The sequence below is a fragment of the Actinoplanes aureus genome (genome assembly GCF_015704865.1).
GTDB lineage: Bacteria > Actinomycetota > Actinomycetes > Mycobacteriales > Micromonosporaceae > Actinoplanes > Actinoplanes aureus.
The window spans coordinates 92693-111146 of the sequence record NZ_JADQTO010000005.1 but is presented as its reverse complement, the minus strand read 5'-3'; the positions used below and the strand labels follow the sequence as shown (position 1 = coordinate 111146).

The window sequence follows — 18454 nt, the reverse complement described above, 5'->3', positions numbered from 1 at the left end:
CGCACCCCGGTTCCGACCGTGCCCGACTTTCCCGTCGAAAGTGTGCCGCCAGGTGCTACTCGGCCACCACCCGCGCCGTACGCCCGAGCACCTCGACCACGTCGCCGGGGTGCAGCTGGCGGCCGCGCCGCAGGTCGACCTCGCCGTTCACGGTCACGTCGCCGGAGGCGATGAGGATCTTGGCCTCGCCGCCCGTCTCGATGAGGTCGGCCAGCTTGAGGAACTGGCCCAGCCGGATCATGTCGCCGTCGATCGGCACGTCTCGCATCCGCTCATCATCCAATGACCGCGAAAAAGTTCTGCGATCGGGTTGAACCATCGGGGCCCGTGATCCGAACTACATCCCGTGAGGCTTCTGGGGATGGCCCGCCGCGCGGGCGTGCTGGCCGCTGTGACCGCTGCCGGAGTGTTCGTCGCCGCCGGCCCGGCCGCGGCCGATGTGACGGTGAGTCCGGCGAGCGCGGCACAGGGCAGCGGGGCGAACCTGTACTTCCACGTGACCAATTCCGGCACCGCGCCGGTGAGCGAGGTGACCCTGCGGATTCCGGCGGACAGCCCGATCGCCGAGGTCTACCCGCTCTCGGTGGACAGCTGGGCGCCGAAGATCGAGTGGCAGGATCTCAGCAAGCCGCTGACCTCCATCCACAACGGCACGCCCGTCACCAAGGCGCCGAGTGCCGTCACCTGGATCGCGGTCGGCAAGACGCTCGCGCCCGGCCAGGCCACCGATCTCGGTGTCGCGGTCGGCCCGCTGCCGATGCTGAGCAGCCTGCGGTTCCCGGTGGAGACCAGGTACGCCGACGGCAAGGCCGGCCCGGCCATGGCGGCCACGCTGTCGCTGACCCCGTCGAACGGCGCGGCGCCCACCCACCACGGTGGCGGCGGCGATACGTCCTCCGGCGGGCTCACCCCGGGTGAACAGGCCGCGTTCGACAAGATCGTGAACGACGCGGACTCCGGCCCCTCGGTGCTCTCCGTCTCCGGCTGGGTGGTGGCCGTGCTGGCCCTGCTCGGCGCCGGCTGGGTGGTGCTGCGCAACCGGCACCGGGCCACCGAGGAGGAGCCGGACGAGGAGCCGGGCGAGGACGAGTCGCAGGACGACGACAAGGAGCCCGTCGCCGCCGGCAGCGGCGACAGCAAGTGGAGCTACAAGGGCTGACAGAGACTCCCACGCAGGCCGGGTCCTGCAACGGGAAATGGGGATCGTTCACGACGAACGACCCTCACCTCACGCGGGTGGGCGTGAGGACGTCGTGGGAGGCGCGTGGGGCGCTGACCACGACCGGCGGGTGGGGCCCCGGGCAAGGCCCATGATCCGCGTGTGGGGCGGGCGGGGAGAGATCTCCGCCCGCCTCTCAGACCGGCACGACCCGTTCGGTACGCAGCGCGTCGATGATCTCCTGTTGCACACGGTCCGACTCGTCGTGCGGGACCTGGCAGGTGCCGGCCGCGAGGTGACCGCCGCCGCCGTAGCGCAGCATCACCTCACCGATGTCCACCGGAGAGCTGCGGTCCAGGATCGACTTGCCGCAGGCGAAGACGGTGTTCAGCTTCTGCCGGCCCCAGATGATGTGCACCGAGACGCGGGCCTCCGGGAAGAGCGCGTAGACCATGAACCGGTTGCCCGCCTCGATGACGTCCTCGTCGCGCAGGTCCACAATGACCACGTCGCCGTCCAGCCGGCAGACCCGGTGCAGCTGCTCCACGAAGCGGGCCGAGCAGTCGTGGAAGAGCTGGGCGCGTTCCGCCACGTCGGGCAGGGCGAGGATGTCGTGCACGTCCTGTATCTGGATGCACGCGTCGATGAGCTTCATCATCAGCTGGTAGTTGGAGATCCGGAAGTTGCGGAACCGGCCCAGTCCGGTCCGGCTGTCCATCAGGAAGTTGAGCAGCGTCCATCCGGTCGGGCTGAGGATGTCGGTGAGCGTGTAGTCCGCCGAGTCGGCCTGATCGACGGCGCGCATCAGGTCGTCGGAGACCTGCGGAAACCGGGCCTTGCCCCCGAAGTGCTCGTAGATGACCCGGGCCGCCGACGGCGCATCGGCGTCGATGACGTGATTGTCCCGGTCGCCCTCGTTGCGCAGCGTCTCCGAGTGGTGGTGGTCGTAGACCTGGTAGGCGCGGGCGTCGTAGGGGAGGTTGGTGAGGATGTCCCGGTCGGTCACCTCGACGACGCCGTCCTGCACGTCCTTCGGGTGGACGAACATGATGTCGTCGATCATGTCCAGGTGACGCAGCAGCACGGCACAGACCAGGCCGTCGAAGTCGCTGCGGGTCACAAGCCGGTACTTCACGGGGTCCCCCTCGATAGCCAGACCTTCTGCACCATTTTGCCACTTTTTTCGCTATGGCCCGGGTTGCATCGACGTATGGACGTGTTCACCGCCACTTCGTCCCGCTTTCCAGGAAGCGGGTGAACCGCTCAAGGGCCGGTCTGCGTAAGGTTCAGACGGACGGCATCGAACCGGTCGGAGGACACGCGGAAATGGACCAGGTACCTCAGCTCATCCAGGAGCGCAGCGCCCCGCCAGCCACGCTGGTGATCTTCGGCGCCTCGGGCGACCTGACCCGGCGCAAGCTGCTCCCGGCGGTCGAGAGCCTGGCCCGGCACAACCGGCTGCCGGACGAGTTCGCCCTGGTCGGCGTCGCCCGGACGCCGATGAGCGACGAGCAGTTCGCGGAGAGCGCGCTCGGTGGCCGCGGTCTGGCCGGCAAGCGCCAGCTGCAGGGCGGCGTCCGGTACGTGGCCGGCGGCTACGACGACCCGGAGACCTACAAGCGGCTGAGCGAGACCCTCGACGAGCTGGACGCCCAGCGGGGCACCTCCGGCAACCGGCTGTTCTACCTGTCCACTCCGGCCGGCGCCTTCGAGCCGGTGATCAACGGGCTGGCCGGCGCCGGGCTCAACCAGGAGCGGGAGGGTTCCTTCTCCCGCCTGGTCATCGAGAAGCCGTACGGGCGGAACCTGGCCACCGCCCGCGAGCTGGACGCCGTCGTGCACAGCGCGTTCGACGAGCCGCAGGTCTTCCGGATCGACCACTACCTGGGCAAGGACACCGTTCAGAACGTCCTGGCGCTGCGCTTCGCCAACTCGATCTTCCAGCCGATCTGGGACCGGTCCTGGGTCGACCACGTGCAGATCACCGTGGCCGAGACGCTCGGCGTCGGCACCCGCGGCGGCTTCTACGAGAACGCCGGCGCGATGCGCGACATCGTGCAGAACCACGTGCTCCAGGTGCTCGCGCTCGCGCTGATGGAGCCGCCCGCCTCGTTCGGCGCCGAGGGGCTGCGCAACGAGAAGGTGAAGCTGCTCCAGGCGATCCGGCTCCCCACCGACCGGGACATCGCCGAGGCGGCGGTCCGCGGGCAGTACACCCGGGGCGGCACCCGCGAGGAGCTGATGGCCGGGTACCGCGAGGAGGTCGGCGTCGACCCGCTGTCGCGGACCGAGACGTACGCGGCGATGCGGCTGAACGTGGACAACTGGCGCTGGGCGGGTGTGCCGTTCTACGTGCGCACCGGCAAGCGCCTGCCGGCCCGGCTCACCGAGGTGGCGCTGCAGTTCCAGCGGCCGCCGCACCTGCCGATCCCGAACGACCAGCTCACCGGCCTGGAAGCCGACGCGCTGATCCTGCGGATCCAGCCCAACGAGGGCATCTCGCTGCGCTTCGGCGCCAAGGTGCCCGGTCACTCGTTCCGGGTGCGCACGGCGAGCATGGACTTCTCGTACGAGTCGACGTTCGCCGAGGAGTCGCCGGAAGCCTACGAGCGGCTGCTGCTGGACGCGCTGATCGGTGACGCGTCGCTCTTCATCCGCAGCGACGAGGTGCAGCAGTGCTGGCGGATCGTCGACCCGATCATCGAGCACTGGGACCGGGACAACTCGCCGATCCCGACCTACGAGGCGGCGTCCTGGGGCCCGACCGACGCCGACCGGCTGATCGGCCGCCACGGCCGCCGCTGGCGCAACTCGGCCGCCTGAGGCCGCTGCCCACCGCAACTGGCCGTACACACCCCACCATGGCAACGACACGAGCCCAGCCCCGACCACGGCAACGACACGAGCGCGGCCATCGTCGCCTGCGACGATGGCCGCGCTCGCTTAGGGTTGACTTCAAGCCCGCCCCGCTCCCCACCGGAAAGACACGCCTATGCAGGTCTCGGTCGCGCACCATCCACCCAACACGGCCGTTCTCGTCCTGCGCGGCTCGCTGGACATCGACACCGCGCCCGCCCTCAAAGCCAATCTCGGCCGCCTCGTCGAGCGTCCGTCACCACGTGTCGTGGTGGACGTCTCCGGCCTCGACTTCTGTGACTCGATGGGTGTCGGGGTCCTCGTCACCGCACACGGCCGGGCCACCGAGCGCGGCGGCTGGGTCCGCCTGGCCGCGCCCTCCGGTTTCCTGAGACGGCTGTTCGACACGCTCGGGCTCAGCGACTACCTGCCGATGTTCCCGGACGTCGCGACCGCTCTGAAAGAAGACTGACCCGGTCCACCTGCCCGGGCCCGGCGGTCGCGCTGGGGCCTGGGCCGGGCAGATGGTCGCGTGTTGATCCGGGGACTGTTCGTGTCCCGTACCGGGAAGGGGTTTTCTCAGCGGCTGCCGCCGGCCACCGCGTCCAGAGCGGCGACCGCCGCACCGCGCGCGCCGGCCATGTCCAGATCCGGGACCAGGGCGAAGGTCGCGGCGTGGGCCTGCTCGTCGCGCAGCTGGGTGCTCTCCCGCACGGTGTTGAGGAACCACTGCCGGAAGTGCGGTGCCGCCTCGACCACTCCTCCGCCCAGGAAGTACGCGTCCGGGTCGGTGAAGTTGGCGGCGATGGTGAACAGCTTGCCGATCGCCCGGGCCTGCTGGGAGAAGACCGCGACCGCGAGCGGATCGTCCTTCTCGCCGAAGCCGCGCAGCATTTTCGCCGCCTTGTCGACCGGCTCGGCGGCCAGCGGGTGGTCCGGGAAGCGGGTCAGCCAGTACGGCAACAGGTTCTTCTTGATGCCGGTGAGTGAGGCGATGCTCTCCACGTCGCCCTCGAAGCCGCAGTTGCAGACCGGGACGGGCTGGCCGTCCTCGAGGACGCCGTGCAACGGGATCTGCACGTGCCCGAGCTCGCCGGCCATGCCGGCGGCACCGCGGATCACCTTGCCATTTTCGACGACGCCGCCGCCGAGGCCGGTGCCGACGATCGCGGAGACGCTCGATTTCTCCAGGGCGGCCGTGCCGAAGTGCCGGTGGTGGGCGTAGAGCGCGGCCGCGTTCGCGTCGTTGTTGTAGATCACCGGCAGGCCGAGACGGGCCTCGAGGGCGCCCCGGATGTCGAAGCCGTGCCAGGACACCTGGTTGAAGTTGGTCGCGCCCTTCGACGAGATCACCCCGTGCGCGCTGGCCGGACCGGGCGTGTCCAGGCCGACCGCGCGGACCAGCGAGTGTGGCGTGCTGGTCAGCTCGAGGATGCCGGTGAACGCGGCGGCGAGCTGCTCGACGGCCGACTCCGGGCCGTCGAGCACCCGGCTCGGGTTCTCCACGAGGTGACTGACGAGGAACTGCCCGGTCGCGTCGAGCACGGTGGCGTTGTTGCAGGTGCCGCCGTTGTCTAGGCCGACGACGACCCAGGAGGCCGGAGTGCGTACGGTATCTGCCTGATCCACGGGCTTGAGCCTACGTCCGAGGGCCTGCCGGGGACACGGGTGCGTCCGGATTGCGAGAGCGTTGTTAACGGGTGCAGCGGCGCGGGATCTCTCTGGGCAGGCCGAACCTTCGGGCATGACCCGACGTACCTTGCTCGCCGGATCCGTTGCCGCCGTCGCTCTGACCGCCACCGGTCTGAGCGTCTCCACGCCCGCCTCGGCCGCTTCCGACCAGAAGCTGCTCGGTGACGACCTCGTCGCTCACCTGCTGCGGCGTGCCACCTTCGGCGCCACGCCGGCGTCGCTGGCCGAGGCCCGCAAGCTCGGCGTCGACGGCTGGCTGGACCGGCAGTTCGCGCCGGCGAAGATCGACGACGCGGTCTGCGACAAGGTCCTGGCCCGGCTGCCGCTGGCGAACGCCTCCGCTTCGGTGGTGCGGGCGAAGCTGCCGGTGCACTCCTACGAGGCGTTCGGGCAGCTGGGGCGGGCGGCGATCGCCCGGGCCGCGTGGAGCAACCGGCAGCTGTTCGAGTCGGCCGTCGCGTTCTGGGCCAACCACCTGCACGTCGCCGCACCGTCCAGCGGCGTCTGGGACACCCGTGGCGACTACGACGCCCAGGTCATCCGCAAGCACGCGTTCGGCAAGTTCGCCGACATGCTCAAGGCCAGCGCCCGGCACCCGGCCATGCTGACGTACCTGGACCAGCGCTCGTCGACCAAGGCGCACCCGAACGAGAACTACGCCCGCGAGCTGATGGAGCTGCACACCGTCGGCCTCGCCCACAGCGAGAAGGACGTCCTGGCCGCGGCCCGGCTGCTCACCGGCATGACCGTCGGCAAGTCCGGCGGGTACACCTACGACGCGTCCCGCCACGCCACCGGCGCGGTCGAGCTTCTCGGCTTCAAGCACGTCAACGCCGCGACCGACGGCGAGGGCGCCGCGCTGGCGTTCCTGGACCACCTGGCCCGGCACCGCGCCACCGCGACGCGGATCGCCCACAAGCTGTGCGTGCGTTTCGTCGCCGACGAGCCGCCGGCGGCGCTGGTCGCCCGTCTCGCGGACGTCTACCTCGCGAACGACACCGCGATCGTGCCGGTGCTCCGCGCGCTGTTCACGTCGCCGGAGTTCGCCGCCTCGGTGGGGCAGAAGACCCGCACCCCCTTCGAGGACCTGGTCGCGACGGTACGCGTACTGGGCCTGTCGCCGGACGCGTCCGGGGTCAAGTCGCTCGACGCGCTCTACAACGCCCTGACCGACGCCGGCAACGCCCCGTTCCGCTGGGGCCCGCCGAACGGCTACCCGGACGTGGCCGCCGTCTGGGCGTCCCCGGCGGCGTTCCTGCTGCGCTGCAACCTGCACCTCAACCTGGCCACCGGCTGGTACCCGAAGCAGCTCACCCGCCCGGCCGACCTGCTGAAGTCGCTGGTCCCGGTGCTGCCCGGCACCTATGGGGCGCTCGTCGACGCGCTGGCGGTACGCCTCACCGGTTCCAAGTTGCCGGCGGCGCACACCGCGGCCGTGCTCAGTGTCGCGGACAAGCTGCCGACCAGTCCTCTGACCGCCAAGGACAAGTCGCTCGCCGGCTCCGCGCCGTACCTGATCGCACTCGTCCTGGACTCGCCGTCGTTCGCTTTGAGGTGATCATCATGGGTTTCAGCCGCCGCAGCGTCCTCGCCGCCGGTGCGTGCGCCGGTCTCGCCAGCGCGACCCTCAGCACCCGGCTCGCGTACGCCTCCGGCACCTACACCGGGGACACCCTGGTGGTGGTCTCGCTGCGCGGTGGCTTCGACGGGCTGTCGGCGATCGCCCCGATCGGCGATCCGCACTACTACAAGGCGCGGCCGGACATCGGTATACCCAAGAGCCAGGTGATCGCCGGGGACGGGACGTTCGGCCTGCACCCGGCGCTGGCCCCGCTGCTCCCGCAGTGGCAGGCCGGCAAGATGGCCGCCGTGCACGCGGTGGGCCAGCCGGACCCGACCCGCTCGCACTTCGCCGCCATGGACGCGATGGAGAACGCCGCGCCCGGCACGTCGATCCGTACCGGCTGGCTGGACCGCATGCTCGGCCTCACCGGCGCCACCGGCCCGCTCGCCGGGGTCTCGCTCGGCCGGGCCATGCCGGCCCGGATCCTGGCCGGCCCCAGCGCCGACATCTCGATGAGCGCGGTCGACGACATCACCCTGGCCGGCGACGGCAAGCGCCCGCTCGCGGCCGCGCTGCGGGCGATGTACGCGGACGCGCCGCCCCACCTCGCCGCTTCCGCGGTGGCCGCCGACCGGGCGCTGTCCGCGACCGGCAAGGTGAAGGCCGCGGCCTACTCCCCCGCGAACGGCGCCGTCTATCCCGGCACCGACCTGGCCGCCGCCCTCCGCGACGTCGCCCGCCTGATCAAGGCGAAAACCGGTCTGGTCACCGCCGCCGTCGACTGCGGCGACTGGGACATGCACCAGGGCCTGGGCACCGCGGTGAAGGGCCAGCGCATGCACGACAACCTGACCGAGCTGTCCCAGGCGCTGGCCGCCTTCGTCACCGACCTCGGCGCCGAGATGAAGAACGTGACCGTGCTGACCATCAGCGAGTTCGGCCGCCGCGTGCAGGAGAACGCCTCGCACGGCACCGACCACGGCCACGGCAACGCCATGCTGCTGCTCGGCGGCGGCGTACGCGGCGGCAAGGTCTACACGGACTGGCCGAGCCTGGCGCCGGGCGCGCTGATCGCCGGCGATCTCGCGGCCACCACCGACTACCGCTCGGTGATCGGCGAGGTCCTGCAGAAACGCTGCGGCCTGGGTGCCCTCGACACGGTCTTCCCCGGCGTGAAGCCCTCCTCGTTCGGCCTGGCCGCCGCTCGCTGACCGCGGGACACCACCGGAACGCGAAGGGGGCCGGTGCATGACGCACCGGCCCCGTTCGTGCCGCCCTGCCAAGGCCCTGGACCAGGGCGGCACGTCTTTCAGCGGGCGGCGGACGTGCGGCGCTTCGACCAGACGTCGAAGGCGACCGCGGCGAGCAGGACGGCGCCCTTGACGAGCATGACCTCCTCGGATTCCGCGCCGATCAGGCTCATGCCGTTGTTGATGACACCCATGATCAGACCGCCGGTGATGGCGCCGACCACCTTGCCGACACCACCCTGAACCGCGGCGCCGCCGATGAACGCGGCCGCGATGGCGTCCAGCTCGAAGCTGTTGCCCGCGGTCGGGTTGGCCTGGTTGAGGCGGCCGGCGAAGATGATGCCGGCGAGCGCGGAGAGCACGCCCATGTTGACGAACAGCCAGAACACCACCGACTTGACCTTGACGCCGGAGAGCGTCGCGGCCTGCAGGTTGCCGCCGACGGCGTAGATCTGGCGGCCGAAGACGGCCCGGTTGGTAACCAGGGTGTAGCCGACCACCAGGACCGCGAGCAGCACGAGCACCCACGGCAGGTTGCGGAAGCGGGCCAGCTGCACGATCACGAACATGACCAGTACGGCCGGGACGGCGACCTTGACGGCGAACAGCCACATCGGGTCGACGGCCTGGTTGTAGCGGAGCCGGCCGGCCCGGGTGCGCCACTGCACGACCGCGATGCCGACGACGACGGCCAGGCCGACGATGATGCTGAACAGGTCGGCGCCGCCGAGCGCGCCGAGGCCGACGTTGCCGAGGAAGCCGTTGGTGAACCCGTTGGCGAGGGTGCGGACCTCTTCCGGGAACGGGCCGATGCCCTGGTTACCCAGGATCATCAGGGTGATCGCGCGGAACAGCAGCATGCCGGCCAGGGTCACGATGAAGGCGGGGATGCCGAAGTACGCCACCCAGTAGCCCTGCCAGGCGCCGATGACCGCACCGAAGGCGAGGGTCGCGATGACCGCGATCGGCCAGGGCAGATCCCAGTTGACCATCATGACCGCGGAGAACGCGCCGCACGCGGCCACCACCGAGCCGACCGACAGGTCGATGTGCCCGGCGATGATGATCAGGATCATGCCGATCGCCAGAACCAGGATGTACGAGTTCTGGACGATGATGTTGCTGATGTTCTGCGGCGCCAGCATGTCGCCGCCGGTGAGCACCGTGAACAGCACGACGATCAGCGCGAACGCGATGTAGATGCCGCTCGACTTCATGTCGAAGCCCAGCTTGAAGCCGGCCTTGCCGGGCTTGGGCGCGGACGGGCCCGTGCCGCCGACGCTGAGGTCGGCGTTGGTAGGTGCGACCGTCACGGCGCGACCTCCTGTTCTTCCTTCGTCATGAGAGTCATGAGGCCCTCCTGCGTCGCTTCGGCGCGCGGAACCTCGCCGGTGATGCGGCCGGCCGACAGGGTGTAGATGCGGTCACAGATGCCGAGCAGTTCGGGCAGCTCGGAGCTGATGACCAGAATCGCCTTACCCTCGTCGGCAAGGCGGTTGATGATCGTGTAGATCTCGTACTTCGCACCGACGTCGATACCGCGGGTCGGCTCGTCCAGGATCAGCACGTCCGGGTTAGTGAAGATCCACTTCGACAGGACGACCTTCTGCTGGTTGCCGCCGGAGAGCTTGCCGGTGACCGCCTCGACGCTCGGCGCCTTGATGTTCATGCTGGCGCGGAACTCGTCGGCGACCTTGAACTCCTCGTTGCCGTTCACCCAGCCGCCCTTGGCGAGCTTGCCGAGCGCGGCCGCCGATACGTTGCGCTTGATGTCCTCGATCAGGTTCAGGCCGTAGCGCTTGCGGTCCTCGGTCGCGTACGCGATGCCGTGGTCGATCGCCTCACGTACGTTGCGGGCCTTGATCTCCTTGCCGTCCTTGATCAGGCGGCCGGAGAAGTTCACCCCGTACGAGCGGCCGAAGACGCTCATCGCCAGTTCGGTCCGGCCGGCGCCCATCAGTCCGGCGAGCCCGACGATCTCGCCGCGCCGCAGGGTCATGTTGACCTTGCGGACCAGCGCGCGGTCCGGCTGGGTCGGGCTGTGTACCGTCCAGTCCTCGATCCGCAGCGCCTCCGCACCGATGCTCGGCGTGTGCTCGGGGTAGCGATGCTCCAGGTCCCGGCCCACCATGCCCGAGATGATCTTGTCCTCGGTCAGGTCGGACGTGTTCTCGGTCCAGATGGTCTTGCCGTCGCGCAGGATGGTGACCCGGTCCGAGATGCTCATGACCTCGTTCAGCTTGTGCGAGATGATCACACAGGTGATGCCCTCGTCACGCAGGCCGCGCAGCAGCCCGAGCAGGTGCTCGGAGTCCTCGTCGTTGAGCGCCGCGGTGGGCTCGTCGAGGATCAGCAGCTTGACTTCCTTGGACAGCGCCTTGGCGATCTCCACGAGCTGCTGCTTGCCGACACCGAGCTCGACGACCGGGGTTACCGAGCTCTCCGCCAGGCCGACCCGGCGCAGCAGCTGGTCGGCCGCGTGGTTGGTCTTGTTCCAGTCGATGAAGCCACGCTTGGCCTGCTCATTGCCGAGAAAGATGTTCTCGGCGATGGAAAGGTTGTGCGCGAGCGCCAGCTCCTGGTGGATGATGACGATGCCGCGATGCTCGCTGTCGCGGATGCCGGAGAACCGGCACGCCTCGCCCTCGAACTCGATCTCGCCGTCGTAGGTGCCGTGCGGGTAGACGCCGGACAGCACCTTCATCAGGGTCGATTTGCCGGCCCCGTTCTCGCCGCAGATCGAGTGGATCTCACCACGGCGAACTTCCAGGTTGACGTCCTGCAGCGCCTTGACGCCAGGGAACGTCTTGGTTATGCCGCTCATCCGCAGGATCGTGTCGGTCATTGACCCTCCTATGGGCCGGGGGTGGCTCCTCAGCCGGGTAGGCCGCGCCCCGCCCGCTGGGGTCGGGCGGGGCGCGGAGCCCGGATCACTTCAACTGGTCGGCCGTGTAGTAACCGCTGTCGACGAGCTCCTTCTGGTAGTTGCTCTTGTCGACAATGATCGACTCCAACAGCTGGGACGGGACGACCTTCTTGCCGTTGTCGTAGTCCTTGTTGTTGTTGGTGGTCGGGGTCTGGCCCTTGAGCACCGCGTCGGCCATCTCGCCGGTCACCTTGGCCAGCTGGCGGGTGTCCTTGTAGATGGTGGAGTACTGCTCACCCGCGATGATCGACTTGACCGACGCGACCTCGGCGTCCTGGCCGGTGACGATCGGGTACGGCTGCGCACCGGTGCCGTAGCCGCTCGACTTCAGCGCCGAGAGGATACCGATCGAGATGCCGTCGTACGGCGAGAGCACACCGTCGACCTTGGTGCCACCCTTGTAGGTGGAGGTCAGCAGGTTCTCCATGCGCTTCTGCGCGGTCGCCGGGTCCCAGCGCAGCGTCGCCACGGTGTCGAACTTGGTCTGACCGCTCTTCACCACGATCGTGCCCTTGTCGATCTGCGGCTGCAGAACGCTCATGGCGCCGTTGAAGAAGAAGGTGGCGTTGTTGTCGTCCGGCGAGCCGGCGAACAGCTCGACGTTCAGCGGGCCCTTGGCGGTGCCGGCGCTGCCGTCCGCGTTGAGCACCTTCAGACCGGTCAGCAGCGAGGTGGCCTGCTGCACACCGACCTTGAAGTTGTCGAACGTGGCGTAGTAGTCCACGTTCGGGCTGTCCCGGATGAGCCGGTCGTAGGCGATGACCGGGATGTTGTTGGCCTTCGCGTTCTCCAGCTGGGTGGTGATCGCGGTGCCGTCGATCGACGCGATGATCAGCAGCTTGGCGCCCTTGGTGATCTGGTTGTCCAGCTGCTGGGTCTGCGTCGGGATGTTGTCCTCGGCGTACTGGAGGTCGACCTTGTAGCCGAGGCCCTCCAGCTGCTTCTTCAGGTTGTCACCGTCGGCGATCCACCGCTCCGAGGAACGGGTCGGCATGGTGATGCCGACCAGGGCGCCCGCAGTGTCACCGCTGCCGGCCTCCTTGTCGGTGGTCTTCTCCGACGAACCGCAGGCGGCCATCGTGGCGACCAGGGACGCGGCGGTCACTACTGCCGCGAGGCGGGGGTATTTCACGTTGTCTTCTCCTCTTTGAGACCGGTACTACAGGGGCCGGGCGAGGCGGTAGTACGCCTGGTTCCAGCGCACCCGGTCGGCGAAGCCGTCCGGGGTGGTGCGGCTATCGATCATTAGCAGCTCGGTCTGCGCCATTTCCGCGAAATCGCGCAATGTCTCCGCGCCGACCGCTTGCGTGAGCACGGTGTGGTGCGGTCCGCCGGCTGTGATCCAGCACTCGGCCGACGTCGACAACGACGGCGCAGGCTTCCATACCGCGCGGGCCACCGGCAAATTGGGCAGCGGCTGGTCCGGCGGTATCACCTCGATCTCGTTGCCGACCAGCCGGAACCGGTCGCCCATGTCGGCCATGCCCAGGACCACGGCCGGGCCGGGTGCCGCGTCGAAGACCAGGCGGACCGGGTCCTCGCGGCCGCCGATGCCGAGCGGGTGGATCTCGGCCCGGGGCCGGCCGGACGCGATCGAGGGGCAGACCTCGAGCATGTGCGCGCCGAGGATCTTCGGCTCACCCGGCCCGAAGTGGTAGGTGTAGTCCTCCATGAACGAGGTGCCGCGGCCGGTGCCGGCGCCCATGGCTTTCACGGTCGTGACCAGCACCGAGGTCTTCCAGTCGCCCTCGCCGCCGAACCCGTACCCGTCGGCCATCAGCCGCTGCACGGCCAGGCCGGGCAGCTGGCGCAGCCCGCCCAGGTCCTCGAAGTTGGTGGTGAACGCGCCGAACCCGCCCTCGGTGAGGAACTGGCGCAGCCCGGCCTCGATCCGGGCGGCGTAGCGCAGCGAGTCGAGCCGCTCGCCGAGCAGCGACGGCGCAATCTCGTAGGTGTCCCGGTACTCCGCGACCAGCTTGTCGATCTCCGGGTCGGGCACCGCGTCCACGACGGCGACCAGGTCGTTCACCCCGTACGTGTTGACCGAGACACCGAAGCGCAGCTCGGCCTCGACCTTGTCACCCTCGGTGACCGCCACGTCCCGCATGTTGTCGCCGAAGCGGGCCAGCCGCAGGCCGCGCATGTGCTGCAAGCCGGTCGCGGCGCGCGCCCAGGCGTCGATCCGGGAGACCACCGACGGGTCGGAGACGTGCCCGGCGACCACCTTGCGGGGCACACCGAGGCGGGCCTGGATGTATCCGAACTCCCGGTCGCCGTGCGCTGCCTGGTTGAGGTTCATGAAGTCCATGTCGATGGACTCCCACGGCAGCGACACGTTGTGCTGCGTGTGCAGGTGCAGCAGCGGCTTGCGCAGCGCGTCCAGCCCACCGATCCACATCTTGGCCGGCGAGAACGTGTGCATCCAGGCGATCACGCCGATGCAGTCGTCGTCGGCGTTGGCGTCCTGCATCAGGCGCTTGATGGCACCCGAGTCGGTCAGCACGGGCTTGCCGACGATCTCGGCGGTCAGTCCGCCTGCGGCCAGGGTCCGCTGGATCTCGGCGGACTGATCGGCGACCTGCTGGAGGGTCTCCGGGCCGTAGAGATGCTGGCTTCCGGTCAGGAACCAGATCTGCGGGTTCATTGGCTTCCTCTGTTCTTCAAACGGATGCGCGTCGCGCGATCGCGTGCGGCTCCGGGCACTGCTCGGACGCGATCACCGGGAGCGGCATGTCGTGCACGTCCGCGTCAGTCCGCTTGAGCAGGCGATTCTTCATCAGGCCGCCGGCCAGGATGAACGTCTCAATGATCTTACGCGCGACGGCGGCGGCACTCTCGATCAACGCCCAGGCCGGTGCGAAGCCGCGGCCGATCACGTATGTCAAAGGGCACCTCCGGTGGGATCGCGAGTTAGTGTTATCGCTAACAATTGCCGTGTCAACGGCTGTCGGCAACAACGCGGTAACAGCCGTTTAACCCGGCACGGTTACGAACTCGGTCTCGTCGGCACACCGGTTCACTCACGGGTGAACATTAAACACCACGGAAGTTCACACGACAGCACCCCTAGGCGGGGTGGCCCACACTTTGCCGCACGATCAGCTGCGGCGGCACCACGATGTGGTCCGGGCTGTCCGGTTCGTCCCGCATCTGGCCCAGGAGCAGCGTCAACGCCGCCCGGGCCACATCGCCGAACGCCTGCCGGACGGTGGTCAGCGGCGGAATGAAGTACGCCGCCTCGGGCACGTCGTCGAACCCGACCACGCTCACGTCCTGCGGAACGCGCCGGCCGCGCTCGTGCAGCGCCCGCAGGATCCCCAGCGCCAGGTGATCGTTCGCACAGAAGATCGCCGTGACCTCGGGCATCCGGGCCAGCATCTGCCCCGCCCGGTAGCCCTCGGCGGCCGACCAGTCGGCGGACAGCAGCGGCGGCACCTCGGCGCCGGCCTCCTCCAGGGTCTGCCGCCAGCCCTGAATACGCCCCGCCGAGTCGAACCAGTCGGTCGGCCCGGAGACGTGCCAGACCGTCTTGTGCCCGAAGTCCAGCAGGTGCCGGGTGGCCGCCCGCGCGCCGGCCACCTGGTCCACGGTCACCACCGGCCGGCCGCTGGCCGGGTCGCCGTCGATGAAGACCACCGGCATGTCGCCGGGGATCTCGGCGAGCGCCTCCATCGCGGAGGCGGTGTTCGCGATCACCACGAGGCCGGCCACCCGCTGGTCGAGGTGCCGCTCGACCACCGAGGCGATCGAGGACCGGTCCAGTTCCCGCACGCTGCCGACGCTCACCGCGAACCCGGCGTCCGCGGCGGCCTGCTCGAACTCGGTGAGCATCGACGCCGGCCCGTACAGCGTGCTGTTGCGGGCGACCACGCCGATCAGCTGGGAACGGCCGGTGACGAGCGCCCGGGCCGCCCGGTTGGGCCGGTAGTTGAGCTCGGCGATGGCGGCACGGACCCGGATGCGGGTCTGCTCCTTGACGTTGGGATGATCGTTGAGAACCCGGGACACGGTCTGGTGCGAAACACCGGCCAGCCGGGCGACATCGGTCATCGCCGGGCTACGGGTTACCTTGTCCACTTGCGCACCTCGTCCGGTCCGGTTCTGATGGAGCGTGACGGAAAGCCCGTTCGGACCCCGTGTCGATAATGTTATCGATAACACCGGGCGTTCCAGAAGCCCCGCACGCACGGTATCGGGGAACACGTACGCTCGGCAGCGATGGAAGCGTCACCCACGATCAGCGGACCCGTCGTGTTCGGCAGCCTAGACGACGAGGGTTTCACGTCGCTGCGCCGTACCGCCGCGCCGCGTGCGCAACGTTATGGGATCGGCCGCTCGCTGCGCGACCGCTCACCCCGCTCGGACATGGCGCACTGGCGGGCGCCGGACCACCGGATCGATCCGGTACGCCAGGTCGCCGCCTCCCACGAGGGCCGCGTCGAACACCTGATCCCGGTCCGGGTGGGCCGCATGATCGCCTCGCCGTACGCGTTCCTGCGCGGCACCGCCGGCCTGATGGCGGACGACTTCGCCGCCCTGCCGTGCACCGGAATCACCCCGGTGATCTGCGGCGACGCCCACCTCGGCAACTTCGGCTTCTACGCCTCACCGGAACGCGAGCTGGTCTTCGACCTCAACGACTTCGACGAGGCGCACCCCGGCCCGTGGGAGTGGGACCTGCGCCGGCTGGTGGTCAGCGTGTACGTGGCCGGCCGGGTCAACGGGTTCCGGGAGAGCGCGTGCGGCGACGCCGTACGGCACTGCGTCGAGGAGTACCGGGACCAGATCGCGCACCTCGCCGAGCAGCCGCTGCTGGGCCGCTCCTTCTCCCAGCTGGACGTGGAGGCGATGCGCTCGGCGGCCAGCCGGGGCAGCTTCCGCGACGAGATCGAGCGCGCCGCCCGGCGGGCCCGCCGGCGCACCAGTGACCGCGCCCTGCCCCGCTTCACCGAGCGGCACGACGGCACCGCCCGCCTGATCGAGGAGCCGCCGCTGATCACCCGGCTGCCGCACGACGAGCGCGAGCAACTGGCCGAGTCCCTCGACGGTTACCTCAACACGCTGAAACCGCACTGGGCCCGGATCCTCGGCGGCTACCGGATCGTCGACATCGCGCACAAGGTGGTCGGCGTCGGGTCGGTGGGGCTGCGCGCGTACGTCGCCCTGTGCGAGGGCAGCAGCCCGGACGACGTGGTGTTCCTCCAGCTCAAACAGGCCCGCCGGTCGGTGATCGCGAAACACCAGCACGGCGCGCTGGCCTGGCACCGGCATCAGGGGCAGCGGGTGGTGGAGTACCAGCAGGCGCTCCAGACGGTCAGTGACCCGCTGCTCGGGTGGACCACCGTGGGCGACCGGCAGTACTACGTACGCCAGTTCCGCGACATGAAGGGCGCCATCCTGGTCGAGGACATCGACGCCGGCGCGCTCGCCGACTACGCCGGGGTCTGCGGCTACCTGCTCGCCAAGTCGCACGCCCGGACCAGCGGCGCCTCCATGATCGCCGGGTACGCGGGCAGCGGCGACAAGCTCGACGAGTCGCTGTGCCGCTTCGCCCGCGCGTACGCCGACCAGGTGGAGAGCGACCACGCCGCGCTGGTGGACGCGGTCCGCCGCGGCGTACTCCCGGCGGAGCCGGCGTGATCCCGCTGGATTCGCTCGCGCTCGGCGAGTTCTGGACGGAACGGCACCTGTGCACCCTGACCACGCTGCGTGCCGACGGCTCACCGCACGTGGTGGCCGTCGGCGCCACCCTGGACGTCGCCGCCGGCCTGGCCCGGGTGATCAGCTCCGGCACCTCGGCGCACGTCCGGCACATCCGGCGCGGCCAGCAGCGAGTCGCGATCTGCCAGGTCGACGGGCGCCGCTGGAGCACCGTCGAAGGCCTCGCGGTGGTCCGCGACGACCCCGGACCGGTCGCCGAGGCCGAGCGCCGCTACGCGTCGCGCTACCGCATCCCGCGCCCGAATCCGTTGCGAGTGGTGATCGAGGTGACGATCATCCGGGTTCTCGGTTCCGCCTCGCTAAAGTCACCGGCATGACGCAGACCGTGGACAGCGTGCTGCTGCCCGGCCACGACGTACCGCTCGGGCGCTGGACGACCGTGCGCCGCCTGCTCCCGCACCGGGAGCGCCGCATGATCGGAGCCTGGTGCTTCGTCGACCACTTCGGTCCCGACGACGTCACCGGCCGGCCTGGCATGCAGATTCCGCCGCACCCGCACACCGGCCTGCAGACGGTCACCTGGCTGGTGGACGGCATCATCGAGCACCGCGACAGTCTCGGCAGCCACCAGCTGATCGCGCCCGGCCAGCTCAACCTGATGACCTCCGGGCACGGCATCGCGCACTCCGAGTTCACCCCGCCGGACCACCCCGACGCCATGCACGGCCTCCAGCTGTGGCTGGCCCTGCCGGACGGCGCCCGCGACGGACCGGCCGGCTTCGAGCACCACGCCGCGCTGCCGTCCGTCCAGGACGGCCCGGTCACCGTCACGGTCGTGATCGGACGGCTCGGCGACCTGCGCTCCCCCGCCACCGCGCACACCCCGCTGGTCGGCGCGGAACTGGTCACCGAGACCGCCGCCCGGCACACGCTGACCCTGGAACCCGGCTTCGAGCACGGCATCCTGGTCATGTCCGGCAGCGCCACGATCGCCGGGACGGCCCTCGAAACCGGCTCCCTGCTCTACCTCGGCGCCCGCACGTCGGTCACCGTCGAGACCGGCGGCGCCGCACGGCTCTTCCTGCTCGGCGGCGAGCCGTTCGACGCACCCCTGGTCATGTGGTGGAACTTCGTGGGCCGTACCCACGAGGAGATCGTCCGGGCCCGCGAGCAATGGATGGCCGGCGAGCGATTCGGCGCGGTGAGCGGCTGCGAGGCCGGCCCACTCCCGGCCCCAGAACTGCCCACTGTGCGCCTGAAGGCGCGCGACCGGCACGGCAACACCTATTAGAGGTACGCGTTCCGCACCGTCCCGCCGCCACCACCGCGAGCACCCGGGCCGTCCC

The 18454-nt window shown here is 69.7% G+C and carries 17 protein-coding genes; 8 read left to right on the top strand and 9 right to left on the bottom strand.

The features are described 5' to 3' along the window. Positions 1 to 55 precede the first annotated feature (55 nt). Positions 56 to 268 (bottom strand): RNA-binding S4 domain-containing protein, encoded by a 213-nt coding sequence (locus I4J89_RS11975; protein WP_196413989.1) that lies wholly within the window; start codon positions 266 to 268, stop codon positions 56 to 58. Between the two features lie 93 nt (positions 269 to 361). On the opposite strand from I4J89_RS11975, the gene I4J89_RS11970 reads away from it, so the two are divergent. Further along, the gene (locus I4J89_RS11970; RefSeq protein WP_196413988.1) at positions 362 to 1159 is read left to right on the top strand and encodes a DUF1775 domain-containing protein; all 798 of its coding nucleotides are present in this window, start codon (positions 362 to 364) and stop codon (positions 1157 to 1159) included. 196 nt (positions 1160 to 1355) lie between these two features. Here the strand turns inward: I4J89_RS11970 and I4J89_RS11965 are convergent, their stop codons facing one another. Further along, complete coding sequence (locus I4J89_RS11965; RefSeq protein WP_196413987.1) at positions 1356 to 2294, bottom strand: DHH family phosphoesterase; 939 nt, start codon at positions 2292 to 2294, stop codon at positions 1356 to 1358. Positions 2295 to 2485: 191 nt separating this feature from the next. On the opposite strand from I4J89_RS11965, the gene zwf reads away from it, so the two are divergent. Continuing rightward, positions 2486 to 3982, top strand: a complete 1497-nt coding sequence (zwf, locus tag I4J89_RS11960) for a glucose-6-phosphate dehydrogenase (RefSeq protein ID WP_196413986.1) — start codon at positions 2486 to 2488, stop codon at positions 3980 to 3982. A 169-nt stretch (positions 3983 to 4151) separates the two neighbouring features. Then, on the top strand, positions 4152 to 4487 hold the full coding sequence (locus tag I4J89_RS11955; RefSeq protein ID WP_196413985.1) for an STAS domain-containing protein: 336 nt from the start codon (positions 4152 to 4154) through the stop codon (positions 4485 to 4487). A 107-nt stretch (positions 4488 to 4594) separates the two neighbouring features. Here I4J89_RS11955 and I4J89_RS11950 read toward each other — a convergent pair whose 3' ends face one another. After that, a complete protein-coding gene (locus I4J89_RS11950) occupies positions 4595 to 5644 on the bottom strand; it encodes an ROK family protein (protein ID WP_196413984.1) in 1050 nt (349 codons plus the stop codon). Between the two features lie 115 nt (positions 5645 to 5759). Between I4J89_RS11950 and I4J89_RS11945 the strand changes: the two genes are divergently transcribed. Both I4J89_RS11945 and I4J89_RS11940 read left to right on the top strand, forming a co-directional pair. After that, positions 5760 to 7265, top strand: a complete 1506-nt coding sequence (locus I4J89_RS11945; protein ID WP_196413983.1) for a DUF1800 domain-containing protein — start codon at positions 5760 to 5762, stop codon at positions 7263 to 7265. Positions 7266 to 7270: 5 nt separating this feature from the next. Beyond that, entirely contained in the window at positions 7271 to 8482 is a 1212-nt protein-coding gene (locus tag I4J89_RS11940; RefSeq protein ID WP_196413982.1) for a DUF1501 domain-containing protein, read from the top strand. 98 nt (positions 8483 to 8580) lie between these two features. Here the strand turns inward: I4J89_RS11940 and mmsB are convergent, their stop codons facing one another. The 6 genes from mmsB to I4J89_RS11910 form a co-directional block, all read right to left on the bottom strand. Beyond that, complete coding sequence (gene mmsB, locus I4J89_RS11935) at positions 8581 to 9834, bottom strand: multiple monosaccharide ABC transporter permease (RefSeq protein WP_196413981.1); 1254 nt, start codon at positions 9832 to 9834, stop codon at positions 8581 to 8583. Next, the gene (gene mmsA / locus I4J89_RS11930) at positions 9831 to 11366 is read right to left on the bottom strand and encodes a multiple monosaccharide ABC transporter ATP-binding protein (protein WP_196413980.1); all 1536 of its coding nucleotides are present in this window, start codon (positions 11364 to 11366) and stop codon (positions 9831 to 9833) included. Before mmsA ends, mmsB begins: the two co-directional genes overlap by 4 nt. An 85-nt stretch (positions 11367 to 11451) precedes the next feature. After that, a complete protein-coding gene (chvE, locus tag I4J89_RS11925) occupies positions 11452 to 12579 on the bottom strand; it encodes a multiple monosaccharide ABC transporter substrate-binding protein (RefSeq protein ID WP_196413979.1) in 1128 nt (375 codons plus the stop codon). Positions 12580 to 12606: 27 nt separating this feature from the next. Next, positions 12607 to 14091 (bottom strand): L-arabinose isomerase, encoded by a 1485-nt coding sequence (araA, locus tag I4J89_RS11920; RefSeq protein WP_196413978.1) that lies wholly within the window; start codon positions 14089 to 14091, stop codon positions 12607 to 12609. 16 nt (positions 14092 to 14107) lie between these two features. Further along, on the bottom strand, positions 14108 to 14323 hold the full coding sequence (locus I4J89_RS11915) for a hypothetical protein (protein WP_196413977.1): 216 nt from the start codon (positions 14321 to 14323) through the stop codon (positions 14108 to 14110). A gap of 190 nt (positions 14324 to 14513) precedes the next feature. Next, a complete protein-coding gene (locus tag I4J89_RS11910; protein ID WP_196414345.1) occupies positions 14514 to 15497 on the bottom strand; it encodes a LacI family DNA-binding transcriptional regulator in 984 nt (327 codons plus the stop codon). A gap of 168 nt (positions 15498 to 15665) precedes the next feature. On the opposite strand from I4J89_RS11910, the gene I4J89_RS11905 reads away from it, so the two are divergent. The 3 genes from I4J89_RS11905 to I4J89_RS11895 are packed head-to-tail and all read left to right on the top strand — an operon-like array spanning position 15666 to position 18399. Further along, positions 15666 to 17087, top strand: coding sequence for a DUF2252 domain-containing protein (locus I4J89_RS11905; protein WP_196413976.1), 1422 nt, complete (start codon positions 15666 to 15668; stop codon positions 17085 to 17087). Then, positions 17084 to 17485: a pyridoxamine 5'-phosphate oxidase family protein gene (locus tag I4J89_RS11900; RefSeq protein WP_196413975.1), complete on the top strand. Its 402-nt coding sequence runs from the start codon at positions 17084 to 17086 to the stop codon at positions 17483 to 17485. Before I4J89_RS11905 ends, I4J89_RS11900 begins: the two co-directional genes overlap by 4 nt. Then, entirely contained in the window at positions 17482 to 18399 is a 918-nt protein-coding gene (locus I4J89_RS11895) for a pirin family protein (protein ID WP_196413974.1), read from the top strand. Before I4J89_RS11900 ends, I4J89_RS11895 begins: the two co-directional genes overlap by 4 nt. Positions 18400 to 18454: the final 55 nt, after the last annotated feature.